General features: G+C 24.3%; 14 protein-coding genes. All 14 read left to right on the top strand.

All coding sequences use genetic code 4. The features are described from left to right. Positions 1 to 5: 5 nt before the first annotated feature. The gene (locus tag SGLAD_RS03620; RefSeq protein WP_134297686.1) at positions 6 to 4,439 is read left to right on the top strand and encodes a PolC-type DNA polymerase III; all 4,434 of its coding nucleotides are present in this window, start codon (positions 6 to 8) and stop codon (positions 4,437 to 4,439) included. Positions 4,440 to 4,535: 96 nt separating this feature from the next. Beyond that, positions 4,536 to 5,027 carry an LSm family protein gene (locus SGLAD_RS03615; protein ID WP_134297685.1) on the top strand — a complete coding sequence of 164 codons (492 nt, stop codon included), beginning with the start codon at positions 4,536 to 4,538 and terminating at the stop codon, positions 5,025 to 5,027. 68 nt (positions 5,028 to 5,095) lie between these two features. Further along, positions 5,096 to 7,117: a cysteine peptidase family C39 domain-containing protein gene (locus tag SGLAD_RS03610; RefSeq protein ID WP_134297684.1), complete on the top strand. Its 2,022-nt coding sequence runs from the start codon at positions 5,096 to 5,098 to the stop codon at positions 7,115 to 7,117. Position 7,118: 1 nt separating this feature from the next. Then, a complete protein-coding gene (locus SGLAD_RS03605) occupies positions 7,119 to 7,496 on the top strand; it encodes a hypothetical protein (RefSeq protein ID WP_134297683.1) in 378 nt (125 codons plus the stop codon). Between the two features lie 28 nt (positions 7,497 to 7,524). Next, the gene (gene ybeY, locus SGLAD_RS03600; RefSeq protein WP_134297682.1) at positions 7,525 to 7,989 is read left to right on the top strand and encodes an rRNA maturation RNase YbeY; all 465 of its coding nucleotides are present in this window, start codon (positions 7,525 to 7,527) and stop codon (positions 7,987 to 7,989) included. Positions 7,990 to 8,012: 23 nt separating this feature from the next. Then, a complete protein-coding gene (locus SGLAD_RS03595) occupies positions 8,013 to 8,417 on the top strand; it encodes a diacylglycerol kinase family protein (protein WP_134297681.1) in 405 nt (134 codons plus the stop codon). An 8-nt stretch (positions 8,418 to 8,425) separates the two neighbouring features. Next, a complete protein-coding gene (gene cdd, locus SGLAD_RS03590; protein WP_208338080.1) occupies positions 8,426 to 8,836 on the top strand; it encodes a cytidine deaminase in 411 nt (136 codons plus the stop codon). Positions 8,837 to 8,871: 35 nt separating this feature from the next. Continuing rightward, positions 8,872 to 9,609, top strand: a complete 738-nt coding sequence (locus tag SGLAD_RS03585; protein ID WP_134297679.1) for a hypothetical protein — start codon at positions 8,872 to 8,874, stop codon at positions 9,607 to 9,609. Positions 9,610 to 9,714: 105 nt separating this feature from the next. Then, complete coding sequence (locus SGLAD_RS03580) at positions 9,715 to 10,386, top strand: hypothetical protein (protein ID WP_134297678.1); 672 nt, start codon at positions 9,715 to 9,717, stop codon at positions 10,384 to 10,386. Between the two features lie 14 nt (positions 10,387 to 10,400). Next, positions 10,401 to 11,588 carry a hypothetical protein gene (locus SGLAD_RS03575; RefSeq protein WP_134297677.1) on the top strand — a complete coding sequence of 396 codons (1,188 nt, stop codon included), beginning with the start codon at positions 10,401 to 10,403 and terminating at the stop codon, positions 11,586 to 11,588. A 13-nt stretch (positions 11,589 to 11,601) separates the two neighbouring features. Continuing rightward, the gene (era, locus tag SGLAD_RS03570) at positions 11,602 to 12,504 is read left to right on the top strand and encodes a GTPase Era (protein ID WP_134297676.1); all 903 of its coding nucleotides are present in this window, start codon (positions 11,602 to 11,604) and stop codon (positions 12,502 to 12,504) included. An 8-nt stretch (positions 12,505 to 12,512) separates the two neighbouring features. Next, a complete protein-coding gene (gene recO, locus SGLAD_RS03565; protein WP_134297675.1) occupies positions 12,513 to 13,295 on the top strand; it encodes a DNA repair protein RecO in 783 nt (260 codons plus the stop codon). A gap of 108 nt (positions 13,296 to 13,403) precedes the next feature. Next, a complete protein-coding gene (locus tag SGLAD_RS03560; protein WP_134297674.1) occupies positions 13,404 to 14,777 on the top strand; it encodes a glycine--tRNA ligase in 1,374 nt (457 codons plus the stop codon). Positions 14,778 to 14,792: 15 nt separating this feature from the next. After that, complete coding sequence (dnaG, locus tag SGLAD_RS03555) at positions 14,793 to 16,730, top strand: DNA primase (protein WP_134297673.1); 1,938 nt, start codon at positions 14,793 to 14,795, stop codon at positions 16,728 to 16,730.

Below are 16,730 nucleotides of genomic sequence, written 5' to 3'. Positions count from 1 at the left end.
ATTAAATGCATAATGATTTAAAGAATTTTTTAGAAAATCTAAACATTTTTTTTGATGAAACTGAAATGATTTATTTTGAAGGTGCAAAAATCATTGATGCTGAGTTTTCTAAAACTTCTGAAAAAATAAAAATTTGTATTAAATTAAAAGACTTTTTACCAATAAATATTTTGAAATACTTAGAAGATAATTTATTAGCAAATAATCAAATTCCATGTAAATTATCATTAGTTGTTGAAAACCAAAATTATAACCAAGATTTAATTTGAAATTATATTGAATATATAAAAGACTCAAAAGCAAAAGTAAAAACTGGAGCTATTAAAACGGTTTGTGCTGCAACTGTAAAATATTTTAAAGAGTATAAGTTAGTAAAATTTTTAGCAGAAAATCAAACACAAAGAGATTTATTAATTGAACATAAAGAATATTATAAAAATAAATTAATAAAATATGGTTTTAAAAATATTGATCTTGAAGTTGAAGCAATCAATGATTTAAACATAAATACTATTGAAGAAGTTAAAAAAGTCTATGAACAAGCAAGTAAAGTTGTGTATGACATTGAACCAAAAAAAGAAGTTTCACAAAATACATTTAAAAATAAATTTAGATCTAAAAAAAGTATTCATGAAACACCATCATATGAAAGAATAGTAGATTTAGAAGAAAACGCAAAAAATGTTACAGTTCACGGAGAAGTTATTTCTAAAAATTTTAGAGTAAGTAGAGCTAATCGAAATATTTATACTTTAATAGTTAGTGATGGTACGAGTTCAATCACTTGTACTTATTTTTGTAAAAACAATAATCCAACCTTATTTGATGAAATAACAGAAGAAAATAAAAATATTTTAGTTGGGATGGAAAATGAAATAATTCGCAAAGGTGATTGAATAAGTGTTAATGGTAATTACACATATTCAACTTATGATCACGAACTTATTTTTTACATAGACAGTTTTCAAAAAATTAAATCAAAAAAAACTTCAAGAATTGATGATGCAAAAAATAAAAGAGTAGAACTACATACTCATACAAAAATGAGTGTAATGGATGGAGTAAGTCATGTAAGTGACTATATTAAAACTGCTAAAGAATGAAATTGAAAAGCGATTGCAATTACAGATCACTTAAATGTTCAATCTTTTCCTGATGCTTTTTATGAAATCACTAAAATAAATAGAAATTTAAATCAAGATGAAAAACTTAAATTAATATATGGTAGTGAAATAGTTGTTATTGAAGATGATTATTGAGTGGTTAAAAATCCAAAAAATCAAAAATTAAGAGAATCTAAGTTCGTTGTTTTTGACTTAGAAACAACAGGATTATCTCCTGAATTTGATGAAATTATAGAATTTGGTGCAAATGTATATGATTATGCAAAAGGTACCTCGAAGAAATACGATATTTTAATTAAACCAAAAAAACCAGTAAGTAGTTTTACAACAGAGCTTACAAATATTACAAATGAAATGCTTGAAGATAAAAACTCAATTGAAATTGAATTTAAAAACATTATGGAAATAATTCAAGATGGAATTTTAATTGCTCATAATGCAAACTTTGACTTTAATTTTTTACAAGTATGTGCAAATAAATTTGGTTATGGTGAATTAACAAATACTGTAATTGATACTTTAACATTAGCAAGACTGGTTAATCCTCAACTTAAAAATCACAGACTTGGAAGTGTAGCAAAAGAATATGGTATTTTATATGACGAAAAAATAGCTCACCGTGCTGATTATGATGCAGAAGTCTTAACAAATGTTTTTGAGCATATGTGAAGTGGTGCTAAAAAATATCATACAATCGATTTAGATTCTGATTGAAATAAATTTAAAAATGATAAATACAAAAATGAAAATTCATATAGATCTCGAGGTTATCACATTAATGTTTTAGCAAAAAACCAAGCCGGAATTAAAGATTTATATAAAATTATTTCTTTATCACACACAAAAAGTTTTTTAAATAGTCCAAAAATATTTAAATCAGAACTTTTAAAATTTAAAGATAATAATAATATATTGATTGGAAGTGGATGTGTAAATGGTCAAGTCTTTGAAAATGCAAGAACTGGAACATTTAAAATGTTAAGAAACTCAATTAAAGAATTAGACTATATTGAAATTCAACCACTTAGTGTTTATACAAAGTTAATCCAAACTGGTGATTTGAATTACGATCAATTAAAAACAATTTTAAAAAAAATAATAAAAATAGCAAAAGAAGAAAATAAAATAATAGTCGCTACAAGTGATTCTCATTATGTTAATCCTGAAACTAAAATTATTAGAGATATTTATATAAATACAAAAGGTCTTGGTGGAAAATATCATCCATTATACGACTTTAAGCAAAGAGTAAAAAATAACCCAGATCAACACTTAAGAACAACAAATGAAATGCTAGAAGAGTTTAAATGACTTGAAGATAGTGAATTAATTTATGAAATTGTTGTTACAAATCCTAACTTGATTGCAAATCAATGCGAACTTGACTTGCAACCGATTAAGTCAGGTTCTTATCCACCAAAAATTGAAAATGCTGATGTAATGCTTAAAGAAGAATGTTATAAAAATGCTAAGAAAATGTATGGTCAAAATCTACCAGAAATTGTTGAAAAACGTTTAGAAAAAGAATTACATTCGATTATTAAGCATGGTTTTGCGGTTGTATATTGAATTAGTCATTTATTAGTAAAAAAATCACATGAAGATGGTTATTTAGTTGGTAGTCGTGGTTCGGTTGGTTCTTCATTTGTAGCAACAGTTGCAAAAATAACAGAAGTAAATCCTTTAAAACCGCATTATCGTTGTAAAAATTGTCAATATTCTGATTTTAATACACCTCTAGAATATAAATGCGGATATGATTTACCAGAAAAATTTTGTCCAAATTGTAATGAAAAATTAATTGGAGATGGTCATGATATTCCTTTTGAAACTTTTTTAGGTTTTGATGGAGATAAGGTACCTGATGTTGATTTAAATTTCTCAGGTGATTATCAACCAGTTGCCCATAACTTTACAAAAGAAATTTTTGGAGAAAATAATGTATTTAGAGCAGGAACTATTTCTACAGTTGCTGCAAAAACCGCTTTTGGTTATACTCTTGGATATTTTGAAAAGAAAAATATGAATAATGTTCCTAAAGCAGAAATCGAAAGATTAGCTGAGTTATCAACAGGTGTGAAAAGAACAACAGGACAACATCCTGGTGGAATTATAATTTTACCAAAAGAGTATGAAATTGAAGATTTTACCCCAGTAAACTTTCCAGCAGATGATAATAACAGTGATTGATTAACTACACATTTTGATTTTCACTCAATTCATGACAATCTTTTAAAAATGGATATTTTAGGACACGTTGATCCAACTGCTTTAAGAATGCTTCAAGATTTGACAGGTGTTGATCCTATTACAATCCCAACTGATGATAAAAAAGTATATTCTTTATTTTCAAATCTAGAATCATTAGGTCTAAATCCAAAAGATTTAAATGGTGAAACTACAGGAGCAATTGGTTTGCCTGAGTTTGGTACTGCATTTGTTAAAAATATGTTAAAAGAAACTCAACCAAAAACCTTTGCAGATTTAGTACAAATTTCAGGATTAAGTCATGGAACTGATGTTTATGTTGGAAATGCTCAAAACCTTATTAAAGAAGGAGTTGCAAATATTTCTACTGTAATTGGTTGTAGAGATGATATTATGGTTTATTTAATGAATAAAAATCTTGATGCTTCAACTAGTTTTGCTATTATGGAAAGTGTTAGAAAAGGTAACGGTTTAAAAACTGAATGAATTGATTTGATGAAACAAAATAATGTTCCAGAATGATACATTAATAGTTGTTTAAAAATTAAATACATGTTCCCGAAAGCTCATGCAACTGCATATGTTCTAATGGCTTATAGGGTGGCGTGATTCAAACTTTATTATCCCGAAGAATATTATGCTACTTGATTTACAACTAGAGCTGATTTTTTTGACATTGAAAGTGTAGTAAATGGAAAAGATGCTGTTAAAAAAAGATTAGAAAATTTAAAACAAAAGATTAATGATAAAGAAAAATTAAGCGCAAAAGAAACAGCGATGATATCAATTTATGAAGTTATTATTGAAATGTTTGAAAGAAATATAACAATTAAAAATATTGATTTCAACATATCTGATGCAATGAAGTTTAAAATTATAGTAGATGAAAATAATAATAAAATAATTTATCCACCATTTAATGTTTTAGATTCGTTAGGAGAAGCTGTTGCAAATTCAATTGTTAAAGCAAGAGAAAACAAGCAAATTGTTAGTGTTAATGATTTAAAACAAAGAACTCAAGTTACTCAAACTCATATTAAAATGTTTGAAAACTTAAAAATCACAAAAAGTTTAAGAGATGATGAACAACTTTCATTTAATTTTTAATTTAATATTTTTTAAAAAGTTTTATTCTAATAAACTTTTTTTTGATTTTTAAACTATTGATATAATAATGTAAAATTAGTAAGTAAAGAGGTAAGCATGTCAAAAGAAATCGTTGAAAAGAAATATCTTAATCAAATTTTAGAAACATTAAAAATAAATGAATTAAAGCTTTATGAACTAAACTGAATTTTTGAACATGAGTCTAATATTTTACAAATACTTGTTGAAAATATAGATACATCTAAAAAGTTTGTAGAATTTGATAGTTTAGTTTCAGCCAATGAGTCTATATCAACAATTTTAGATCAAGATGATGTTATAAAAGAGCCTTATATTTTAGAAGTATCTTCAGCAGGTGCTGAAAGAAAAGTAAAAGAAAAAGAAACATTAATTAATAATATTAACAGTTATTTTTATATAAAAAGTAAAATTCAATTTGAAAACATAGATGAGTTTAATGCTACACTTGAAGATTATTTAAAAGAAAGTGATGAGTTTAAATTTAGTTTTTTTATTAAAGGTAGACCAAAAAAAGTTAAGTTAAAATTTGAAAATATTGAATTTATAAGATTTGCAATAAAATTTTAGTTTAAAAAAACTTACTAAAAGTTAAAATTTAGTAAGTTTTTTTTCGATTTAATATTTAGGAGGATAATATGGAATATAAATTTGTAAAACAAAAAAACTACTCTGATTGTGGAATCGCTATTAGTACAATGATTATAAATTATTTACAAAAAAAGAATCTTACAATTGAGCAAATAAAATTTGATAACAACATTCCAGAAGGGGAACTTAGTTTTTATAATATTGAGTCTTTATTAACAACTTACAAAATACAATTTAAATCATATTTTTGTAATATAAAAGATTTTTTAGAAATAAAAATAGTAGAACCATTAATAATAAAAATTAAAAACAAGGATTTAGAGGATCATTTTATAGTTGTTTATAAAAAAAATAAAAAGAGTTTTTTAATTGCAGATCCTATTGAAAATGATTTAAAAGAAATTTCTATAGAAGAATTTATAAAACTTTATGATGGTTATTTTGGAGTTGCTAAAAAACTAGATAATATTAAGTTTAAAAATAATTGTTTATCAAATGTATTTACATTATTTTTTACTAAAATAAATATAATAATTTATTATTTTATATTATCCATTTTTTTAAATTGTATTATTTTAATCACAAGTAGCTTTTTGAAAGTTTTTTCTTTCAATGTAGCAATTGATGATATAAATAATCAAAAACTTATTTTTTTTGGATTTGCATTGCTTTTTTTATTTCAAATAATATTAAACTATATAATGTCAAAAATTTTACTTGTTTTAAAAAATGATATAGCCAAAAAAATAGTAGAAATTTATATTGATAAAATACTAAAAATGGATATAGAAAAATATCAAACGTTATCTAAAGAAGAATGGATAAAAAAAATTGCTTATATAAATAAAGTTATTAGTTTAACAGCTCAGATTTTTTTAGTATTACCAACTCAATCTGTACTATTTATATTAGCTTTATCAATTATTGGATACATGTCAAAAACTATTTTATTTTTATTACTTGTTGAAAATGTGTTAAGTGTTTTTTTCTCTTATGTTTTTAATTTATGAATAAAAGATAAAAAAATAAAAAGTACTAATGATGATTTGAAGTTTTCGGTCTTGTTTAGAGAAATTATTGAAGCTAATTTTGAAATAAAAACTAAATCTTTACAAAATCATTTCGAAAGAAAATTTTTAAACTCTTATCAAACTAATATTCAAAATGATAATGATATTTTTAGAGTAGAGTCTTTAAATAGTTTTTTATTAAGTGTTGTTTCTAAATTTTTTTATATATTAATTTTTTATATCTCAAGTTTATTAATAACTAAACAAGAATTAACTTTCACTCAACTTTTATTTTATGTAACTACATCTACTTATATATATGGTTTTACAAGCTTAGTTTTTAACTTTACTTTAAGTAAAGAAGATAACAAAATCGCTATAAAACAAATAAATTTTTTATTTGAAAAAACTTTAAAAAAAGAAGTTAAATTAAATTTAGAAAAAATAAACTCTATAGAATGTAAAAAAGTTTATAAATATAAAAATGAAACAAAAGTTATTAGTGATATTAATTACAAGTTTATGACTAATACATTTATTTTTGGCAAGAGTGGTTCTGGAAAAACTAGTTTATTACAACTTTTTTCTGGTAACATAAATAATTATGAAGGAGAGTTATTTTTTAATGATATAGAATTTAAAAAAATCAACCCCAATAGTTTAAAAGAAAAAATACTTTATATTGGACAATATGATTTTTTATTTACAGGAAGTGTTTGAGCTAATATACAGCAATTTCAAAACCAAATTGATTTAGAATTATTCAAAAAATATCAGTTATTTGAAATTTTAGCAAATAATAATATCGATATCAACAAAAGAGTAATTGAAAATGGAGCAAATTTGAGTAAAGGTCAAAGACAAATAATAAATTTTATATCTACATTTTTTACAAAAAAAGATTTATATTTAATAGATGAGCCTTTAAGTAATGTTGATAGAAACACTGCTTATTATTTGCTTGATACTTTTTTAAAAATTAAAAAAAATAGTTTGGTTATAATGACAGATCACAATCCTTTATATCAAAATTTTTTTGAAAATAGGATGGAAATATAATATGAAAGGAATTACTAGTCACATTTTTTTAGCATTTTTCCTAATAGCCACTTTATTTTTATCTTTATTTATTATAAAAAAACAAAATATTTATTGAGGTAATTATTTTATTCAAGACAAGTTAAATGATAAAGATATGTTTGAAAAAAAGATATATGTTTTAGTTGAACAAAAAATTAATATCGACTCAATAGTTTCGATAAAAGTTGAATATAAATCAGGTTACAGACATTATGATAAAAAATTTCTTAAATTTGAATCAGGAATACTACAACTTCAAAATATTGACATAGAAGGATTAGATCAAAAAAATAATAAAGTTTTATTATATGGTTCAAACTCTAATTTATTGAATTATTTATTGTCCAATTTAAAATAAAATTGTATAATTCTATTTAGAGGTTTTAATGGACGAAATAAGTTTTATTTATGAAGACAATAACGATTTAAACAAATATGAATCAATTTTTTATAATTTATTAACTATAACAAAAGAAAAATTAAATATAACAAACACACTGAGTTTATCGGTGTTTTTCATATTGCCTGAAAAATCAATAGAACTTAATAGTAAATATCGAAATAAAAACTATGTTGGTGATGTGATATCTTTTCCAATTGATGATCCTATTGGAATTTACGATCAATTAGATTTTAAAGAAATTGGTGATATTTTTATAACCTATAACGAAGCCTTAAATAAAGCAACCCTTTATAATCATGAAATCGAAGATGAAATGAGTTGATTGTTTGTTCACGGTTTATTGCATATATTAGGTTATGATCACGAAACAAATGAAAATGATGCAAAAACTATGTTTAAATTAACAGAAAGTATTTTAAAAGAAATAAATGTTATATATGACATGTAGTATAATTTAATTAGGAGGTTACAATGGCAGATAAAGTTAAGAAAAAAGCCAAAGTTGGAATTAGAGTAAAAAACAAGTTTGGAAATGCTACAAGAGGTATAATTACTGCATTTAAAGAAGAAAGCACTTTAGTAGTTTATTTATTTGCCATTATACTTTGTATAGCGTTAGGGATATGAGTAAAGATTACTTTGGTTCAATGATCAATAATTTTACTAACTATTGGTGTATTAATTGGATTTGAATTTGTAAATACCTCAATTGAAAACTTTGTGGATTTATTAAGTTTTGAATATAATATTCAAGCTAAAAAAATTAAAGATATTTGTGCAGCGGCTAGTATTTTAAATGCTATAATTTCTGTTGCAATTGGTTTTTTAATATACTTAGAACCTTTAATAGAAAAAATAACACAATTAGTCAGTTAGGAATTATTATGAATAAAGATGTAGTTTTTGAAGAATTAAATGAATTAAAAAATAACGCCTATGCTCCTTATTCAAATTTTAAAGTTTCTTGTATAATTTATTTAAAAAATGGGATAAAAATAAAAGGTGTTAATGTAGAAAATGCAGCATATAATCCAACAATTTGTGCTGAAAGAAACGCTTTGCCTCAAATGATTGCTCAGGGCTATAATAAAGATGATGTAGAGTATTTTGCTCTATACACTGATTCTAATAAATTAGGTTCTCCTTGTGGAACTTGTAGACAAACTATGATTGAATTATTAAATAAAAATCAAAGCGTTTGAATATTTAATAAAAAAGGCTTTTTAAAAGAGTTTAAAGTTGAAGATTTTTTACCTTTTAGCTTTTCAAATGATGACCTAAGTATCAAACTTTAACAATGGTTAAAATAGAATTAAATAAGGAGGTTTTTATGTTTTTAAATAAAATTAACGATAAAGACCATGTTTGAAATAAAGTTGGTGCAGAAATGATTCAAACATATGGATTGATAAATAACATTAAAACATCACATCAAGAAATATATGATTTTTTACATGATGATGAATTTGAAAATGAAACAGTAGACCAACAATTTGAACCTGAAATTATTAATGCGGCAAAAGCTTGAAATTATATAAAAATTTTTGTTACAAAATTACGATTGAATCAAGATATTAATGAAAAAAACATTGGAGATTGTACGTTAGAAGAAATTATTAAAGTTTATAAGTATTTAGATCCAAATCTAACTTTTGTAAGTACATTTATAGATACTTCAAAAGATCATAAAAATTTATTAGATTATTACAAAAATATGTGTAGTAGAATTTTTAAAGAATTGTCAGTTGAAGCTGTACTTGAAGAGTTAGCCCTTTGACATATTAGATTATCTGTTGAAAAAGCACTTGGTTGTTTTACAGAAGTATTTTCAATTATGATTGTTAATGGCTTATTAATTTATAAAAATATCGCTCCAATTTCTTTTGAATTAAGAACTTGAGATATTGAAGACATTATCAAAGTTCATCATAATTTAGTTGATGAAGTTTCAAATATACCATTTACACAATGATCTAATTTACCCACATTTAAATATTATTTAGGGTTGTGAATTCATAATTGTGAATCGTTGAGTGATGCGAGTTTTGAAAATAAAAATTTTAAATAAAACTGAATAACCAATAAATGCATTTTATATGTATTTTTTTATTTAAAATTAAAACCTTATTTTAACTATTTATTTTATATAATTATTCTAGTGAGAGGTGAAGTTATGTGATTTTCAGAAAAAACTATAATTACTGATATTTTATCTGCAATTGGAATGATATTAATAGTGATAACTCCACTTTATTTTTCGACGGTGCATAGAAGGGTTTTAAATATTCGCCTACATACTAAAGTTGATGGAGAGAAATTATTTGAAAAACTTAAATATGATTTAAAAGTACCAAGAATTACAGGGATTGATAAGGTTAGACTTTATCGAGATGTACATTATGCTAAAACAATTTTTAAAGGAGCAATGGAATATAACTCAAGAGATTTAGTTTGATATTTTAATGAATTACATGCTAAAAAGTTTATTAAAAGTATAATTTTTAAAAAAGCTACTATTCACTTTTTTATAATGATAATAACTTTGTTAATAATTGGAGGGGGAAGTTATTTAGATATATTTCACTGATTATTCGAACAAAAAACAATGGAAAAAGACTCAGGAATAACTTCAATTTGAGTTTTATTAATCTTTGCTTTTATGCTTTGTGGTTTAAATAAATTTTTAGAGTTTATAAAAATTAAAAGAGTAGTCAATGATGAAATTAGACAAATCAATTTAGCAAAAAAACAAAAAGTTTGAAAAGACTATAAAATAGTATTTTTTGGGTCATTTGGTCCAGGAGTGGTTGGATTTTTATTTATAATGATTAATTTAGCATTTTAAAGGGAGAAAATAGAATGTCAATGAGAAGTAGAAGATATCGTAGATCAATGAGAATTGGGGGTAGAGCTCTCGAAGAATCACTAGTTCACGGAAAAATGGGTGATATGTATACTAAAAGATTTTTAAAATCTAAGCATGTAAACATGGTTTCTGAAGGAGATTTTATTTCTAGAGTTAGATGTTTATGTATCGCTACTTATTCTTTACCTTTTCAATTGATATGAGTATTTTATTTTATTTACGCACGATTTGCTGTACAAATTGAATCAACAAAAACTTATGTAGTACCTGGAGAAGATAATTATTTATTCAAAGATCAAATAAACTTATTAAATATATTTGTAGTGCTTCAACTATATCATGTGTTGCTTCTTTCAATAACAATGATTGTAATGCTTAATCAAACACTTGGAATAGGCACAACAATTTTTACAGCAATTTATAATTTTTTATTTATTAGTGAAATTTTATTATATGGAAGTTTTATTTTTATTCTTGATTGAATTGGGATTTTACACAAGTTTAAGGATGCTTCATATGTTTGAGAAATGATAAAAACTCAGTGGATGTGGTTAATTGGAATTATATTTTTATTAAAATCATTTCGCCCATTAATAAGAATTTTTAAGCACGTTAATATGTGAAACAGAGAATGAATTAGAATTGATCGTTACAGAAAAACTGAAGATAAAGAGAATGCATTTGTTTTTAAAACTTGAGTTACTCCTGGAGAAATAAAGTCAAGAAGGGCAATGATTATAGCTGGTTGATTTGTTATTATATTAGCTAGTGTTTTTGAAATTACTGATGTATTTTTAGGAACTCATTATGAAACAACTAAGTATATAATTTTAATATTTGGTTATATTGTATTTTTAGGAGCGTATGTTGTTCCATATAATAAGTTAAGTTTAATATTCTTTTGGTTAAACCAAACATTTATATTAGGACTACTAATTTATGCATTATACTTAATTCAAAATCAAGCTTGACAAAGTGGAAATTGATATATGTACTTTTATGCATTATTAATTCTTCCTTGATATATAAGTTTAAAAGCAGCAATTAGATACACATGAACAATAAAAGATGCAGAAGAAATTAAAGCAATTGTTTTAAATATGTTTGAAAACAAAGATGATTTTGAAAAATTCTTAGAACAAAGAAAAGAGAATAGAAAAGTAGAACACACAAGTGTTTAGTGGAGAATAATTTGTGGAAAAAATTAAATCAGGATTTATATCAATAATAGGAAGACCGAATGTTGGTAAATCAACTTTATTAAATACAATTTTAGAAAAAAAAATATCAATTATTACACCAAAAGCTCAAACTACAAGAAATAAAATTAGTGGAATTTTAACAAAACAAGATTGTCAATATGTATTTGTTGATACACCAGGTGTTCATAAAGCACAAAATGAATTAGATCGTTATATGAATAAAATTGCAATTCAATCAACAAAAGGGGTTGATGTTATTTTATTTTTAGCTCCAAGTAACGAGTTTATTGGAGATAATGATAAATTTATTTTAAATACCTTAAAAGAAAGAGATATCCCAGTATTTTTAGTGATTACAAAATCTGATTTAGTATCTCAAGAAGGATTAGAAGCAAAAGTAAAAAGCTGAAAAAATCAAGAATTTAAATTTGCAAAAATTTTAACAACTAGTGCAACTTCAATAGAAAGTATTTCAAGTTTACTTGAAGATATTAAAGAAGTTTTACCTGAAACTGGTATTAAATTTTATCCTGATGATCAATACACAGACCAACCAGAAAGATTTATTATTCGAGAAATTATTCGAGAAGAAATTTTATTGCAAACTGAGCAAGAAATCCCTCATAGTGTGGCGATTTTAATTGATAAGTTAGAAGATAAACCTGAAATTATTAAAATAATTGCTTCAATAGTTTGTGAAAGAAGTAGTCAAAAAGGAATTATTATTGGTAATAAAGGAAGTAAAATTAAACAAATTGGTATTAAATCAAGAGAAAAAATTGAGGATTTATTTTCAAATAAAGTTTATTTAGAATTATTTGTAAAAGTTAAAGAAAAATGAAGAAACTCTGCTTCATTAATCAAACAACTTGGATACGATAAAGACAGTTATTAGGTGATATAATGGGTGCTATTAGAATTGAAGCTATTGTATTAACAAACACAGACTATGATGATTTTGCCAAAATAATAAAAGTGTTTTCAAAACAATATGGTCTACTTTCATTTTTTGCTCCTGGAGTAAATAAAGAAGCATCTAAAAATAAATATTCTGTTCAAACTTTAAGTTTAAGTGAGTTTGAAATTTTTAAAAGTAGCAGTGACAATAAAGTTAGCAAATTAAAAACTGGAAACTTAAAAAAAGAGTTTTATAATATTGCAAAATATTATAATAATTATGTTTATGCAAGTGTATCAATTGCTTTAATTGATCAATTATTAAGTCCAGGACTTAGTAATCAAAAAATATATAGTGCTTTTAAAGCTTTTTTAGACAACTTAAACAATAATAAAAATGCTTTTAACAACTATGTAATATTTTTGCTATTTTTTGTACAAAATTCAGGTTATAAATTTAACCTAAATCGTTGTTCTAGATGTAAAAGTACAACAAATTTAATGGTACGTTTTGAATATAGTGATAAAACAATAGTTTGTAAAAAATGCTTATGACCAGGAGAAATAATTCAACCACTTTCTTTTGTCAATATTTTGTTTAATTTTAATAAACACACCTTTAGTTATTTAGTTGAAAAAAAATATAATTCTATGGACTTGGTTGTTTTGCACAAAATTTTACTAGATTATTTAGAAAATGACTTAGGTATTTTTATAGGAGCTGCTAAATTTTTAAAAAGTAGTGCAACTACTTTTATTAGTGACAAAAATGCTTTACTATACAAATAACACTTATTGTGGGTTGACAAACAAGCATTAAAAGAACAAAATAAAAATGCTTTTCTAGTATTGACTATTTATGTCAGTGCTAGAAAATTTTTATGTAGGAGATATTCAATGAAAATCGAAATGGAAAAATTAATTTCACATCTAAAATCAATGGGTTTTGTTTTTCAAGGCTCAGAAATTTATGGAGGTCTTGCTAATTCATGAGATTATGGACCTTTAGGAGCAGAACTTAAAAATAATTTAAAACAACTTTGATGAGATTTTTTTATTAAAAAAAATCCTTATAACATCGGACTTGATAGTTCAATAATTATGAATCCAAAAGTATGAGAAGCAAGTGGACACATCGGAAACTTTAACGATCCTTTGTTAGATTGTAAAGAATGTAATTCACGTTGAAGAGCTGATAAATTAATTGAAGAAAAATTTATTGATTTAAATGTTGGAGGATGACAAGATAGTGAACTTGAAGAGTTTATTAATGAAAAAAAAATAACTTGTCCTAAATGTAATAAAACAAACTTTACAAATATTAGAAAGTTTGCTTTAATGTTTAAAACAAATCAAGGTGTAGTTGAAGATGCAAGTTCAACTGTATATTTGAGACCAGAAACTGCACAAGGTATTTTTGTTCAATATAAAAATGCTCAAAGAACATTAAGAAAGCAACTTCCTTTTGGAATCGGACAAATTGGTAAATCATTTAGAAATGAAATTACTCCCGGGAATTTTATCTTTAGAACAAGAGAGTTTGAACAAATGGAGTTAGAATTCTTTTTTGCTCCAAATGATACAAAAGATTGATTTGAATATTGGTTAGATCAAGTACAAGATTTTTTAACAAATGTAATAGGAATAAAAAAAGAAAATTACATTCTTAGAGAACATGACAAAGAAGAATTAGCTCATTACTCTTCAAGAACAGTTGATATTGAATTTAAGTTTCCATTTGGAGTTGGAGAATTATGAGGAATAGCAAATAGAGGTGATTTTGATTTAAGTCAACATCAAAAAACTAGTGGCCAAGATTTAACTTATTTAGATCCAATTACCAATGAAAAATATTTAGCAAATGTAATCGAACCTAGTGTTGGGGTTGAAAGACTACTTTTAGCAATCTTTTGTCAAAGTTATAAAGAAGAAAAACTTGATAATGGTGAAAGAATTTTAATGCAATTACCTTTTAATTTAGCACCTTATAAAGTAGCGATTTTACCTTTACAAAAGCAACAAATTGATAAAAGTTTAGAAGTTTATGAATTAATAAATAAAACATTAGGTTATTCTTCAACTTTTGATGAAAAAGGTAATATTGGAAAAAGATATCGAAGACAAGATGCAATTGGAACACCATTTTGTATAACAATCGATTTTGAAACAAATTCTGATAATTGTGTAACAATTAGAAATCGTGACACAATGGAACAAGAAAGAATAAGTATAAACAAAATTGATAGCTACTTAAAAAACCAATTAAGTTAATTTGGAGGTGTGTGTATGGCTATTAGTCAACAATCAATTGATAATATAATTCAAACTGTAAACATAGTTGATGTAATTAATGACTATATTGTTGTACAAAAAAAAGGAAGAAATTATTTAGCAGTTTGTCCTTTTCATAACGACTCTGATCCTTCGTTAAATATTTCTCCAGACAAAAAAATATTCAAATGCTTTGTTTGTGGGACTGGGGGAAACGTAATTAGTTTTATTCAAGAATTTGAAAATGTTACTTTCTTTAAGGCGCTATCAATTTTAGCAAATAAATTAAAAATTAAAATTGATGGTCTTGTTATTAGAGATTCTAAACCAAGATATCCAGCTGAAGTTCAAAATATTTTTAATATTAATAAGTTTGCACAAGAATTTTTTATGGGAATGTTTATTACAAAACATGCAAAATTGGCAAGACAATATTTAAAAAAAAGATACATTACTAATGCTGAACTTTCTAAATTTGAAATTGGATATTGTCCAAGAGATGTTGATCTTTACGAAGTTCTAATTAACAAAGGCTACGAAAAAAAAGATATTGATAATTCTAATTTATTTTATAAAAAGGGCGTTAATAATCGATGTGTTTTTGAAAATAGAATTATATTTCCATTAGCTGATGAAAATAATAATATTATTGGTTTTTCTGGAAGGGCTTATTTAAAAGAAGACCAACCAAAATATAAAAATAGTTCAGAAAATTTAGTATTTAAAAAATCTCAACTTGCTTATAATTTTGCAAACGCAAAAAAGCAAATCCGAGTTAATGATGAAGTAATTATTTTAGAAGGTTTTATGGATGTGATTAGCCTAGAAAGAATTGGTATTGAAAATTCAATTGCAATTATGGGAACTAGTTTTAGTGATTATCACATAAAATTAATGTCTAAATATACAAAAAACTTTAAATTATTTTTAGACGGAGATAAAGCTGGGTTAAGTGCAACATTAAAAGCTGCTAAGTTTTTAATGGATAAAAGTATTAATGTAAAAATTATAGAAAATAAAACTAATAAAGATCCAGATGAACTAGTAGTTGGTGGAGAAGTTAATTTAATTAAAGATATGATTAAACTTGCTTATCCTCCAATAGAATTCGCAATACATCATTTTAAAGAACAATATGATTTTTCTAATCCAAGTCAGGTTAAAGAATTTGTTGAAATTATAGTAGACTTAATAAATCACGAACGCGACCAAGTTACTAGAGAATCTAGTTTAACTATTTTATCTGATTTAACAAAATTAGATAAAGAAGTTATTCGAAAATATATTAAAGAACCTCAAAAAGTATTTGGGGAATTAAATGTACCAATAGAGTATGAAAATAATAACTTTAATATAAACTACGAAGATTTATCACTTGATAATCAATATGGTAACAATCAAAATGGTTTTTATATAGATAATGTTTATGAAGAAGTTAAAACACAAAACATTAATAAGTATGAAAAGTTTTATATTGATCGCTTATTAAAACAAGCAGAAGTTTCTAAGAGTTTTGCAGAAGCCTCCCTTGTTCTAAGTTTAATTAAAAACGACGAACATTTAGAACAAATTGAAAATGATATTAGTTTAATTGATGATCAAGCTGTAAAAACTATTTTAAAAACAATTATTGATGAATATCGAAGTGATAATTATCATGGAAATAGTTTTGATCAAATTGCAAATAAAATTTTTTCTATTAACAAAAAATATTATGAATCTTTATTTAACATGAACAATAAATTATTTTTGCATAAAGTTAAAAATATAACTAAAAAAGCAATTAAAGATATGTTTTCAAATATTGAACAATATAAATATTTAAGGGATATATCAAATCTGAATAAAGAATTACATAATTCAAAAGATTTAGAAACAAAAAAGAGATTAGCTGAATTAATTGAAAAGTTAATCATTTTATCAAGAAAAACATACAATAAAGGTGGTAATTAA

This window comes from Spiroplasma gladiatoris (genome assembly GCF_004379335.1).
Taxonomy (GTDB): Bacteria; Bacillota_I; Bacilli_A; order Mycoplasmatales; family Mycoplasmataceae; genus Spiroplasma_A; species Spiroplasma_A gladiatoris.
The sequence above is the reverse complement of the archived record's forward strand: the minus strand, read 5'-3'. Positions and strand labels throughout refer to the sequence as shown.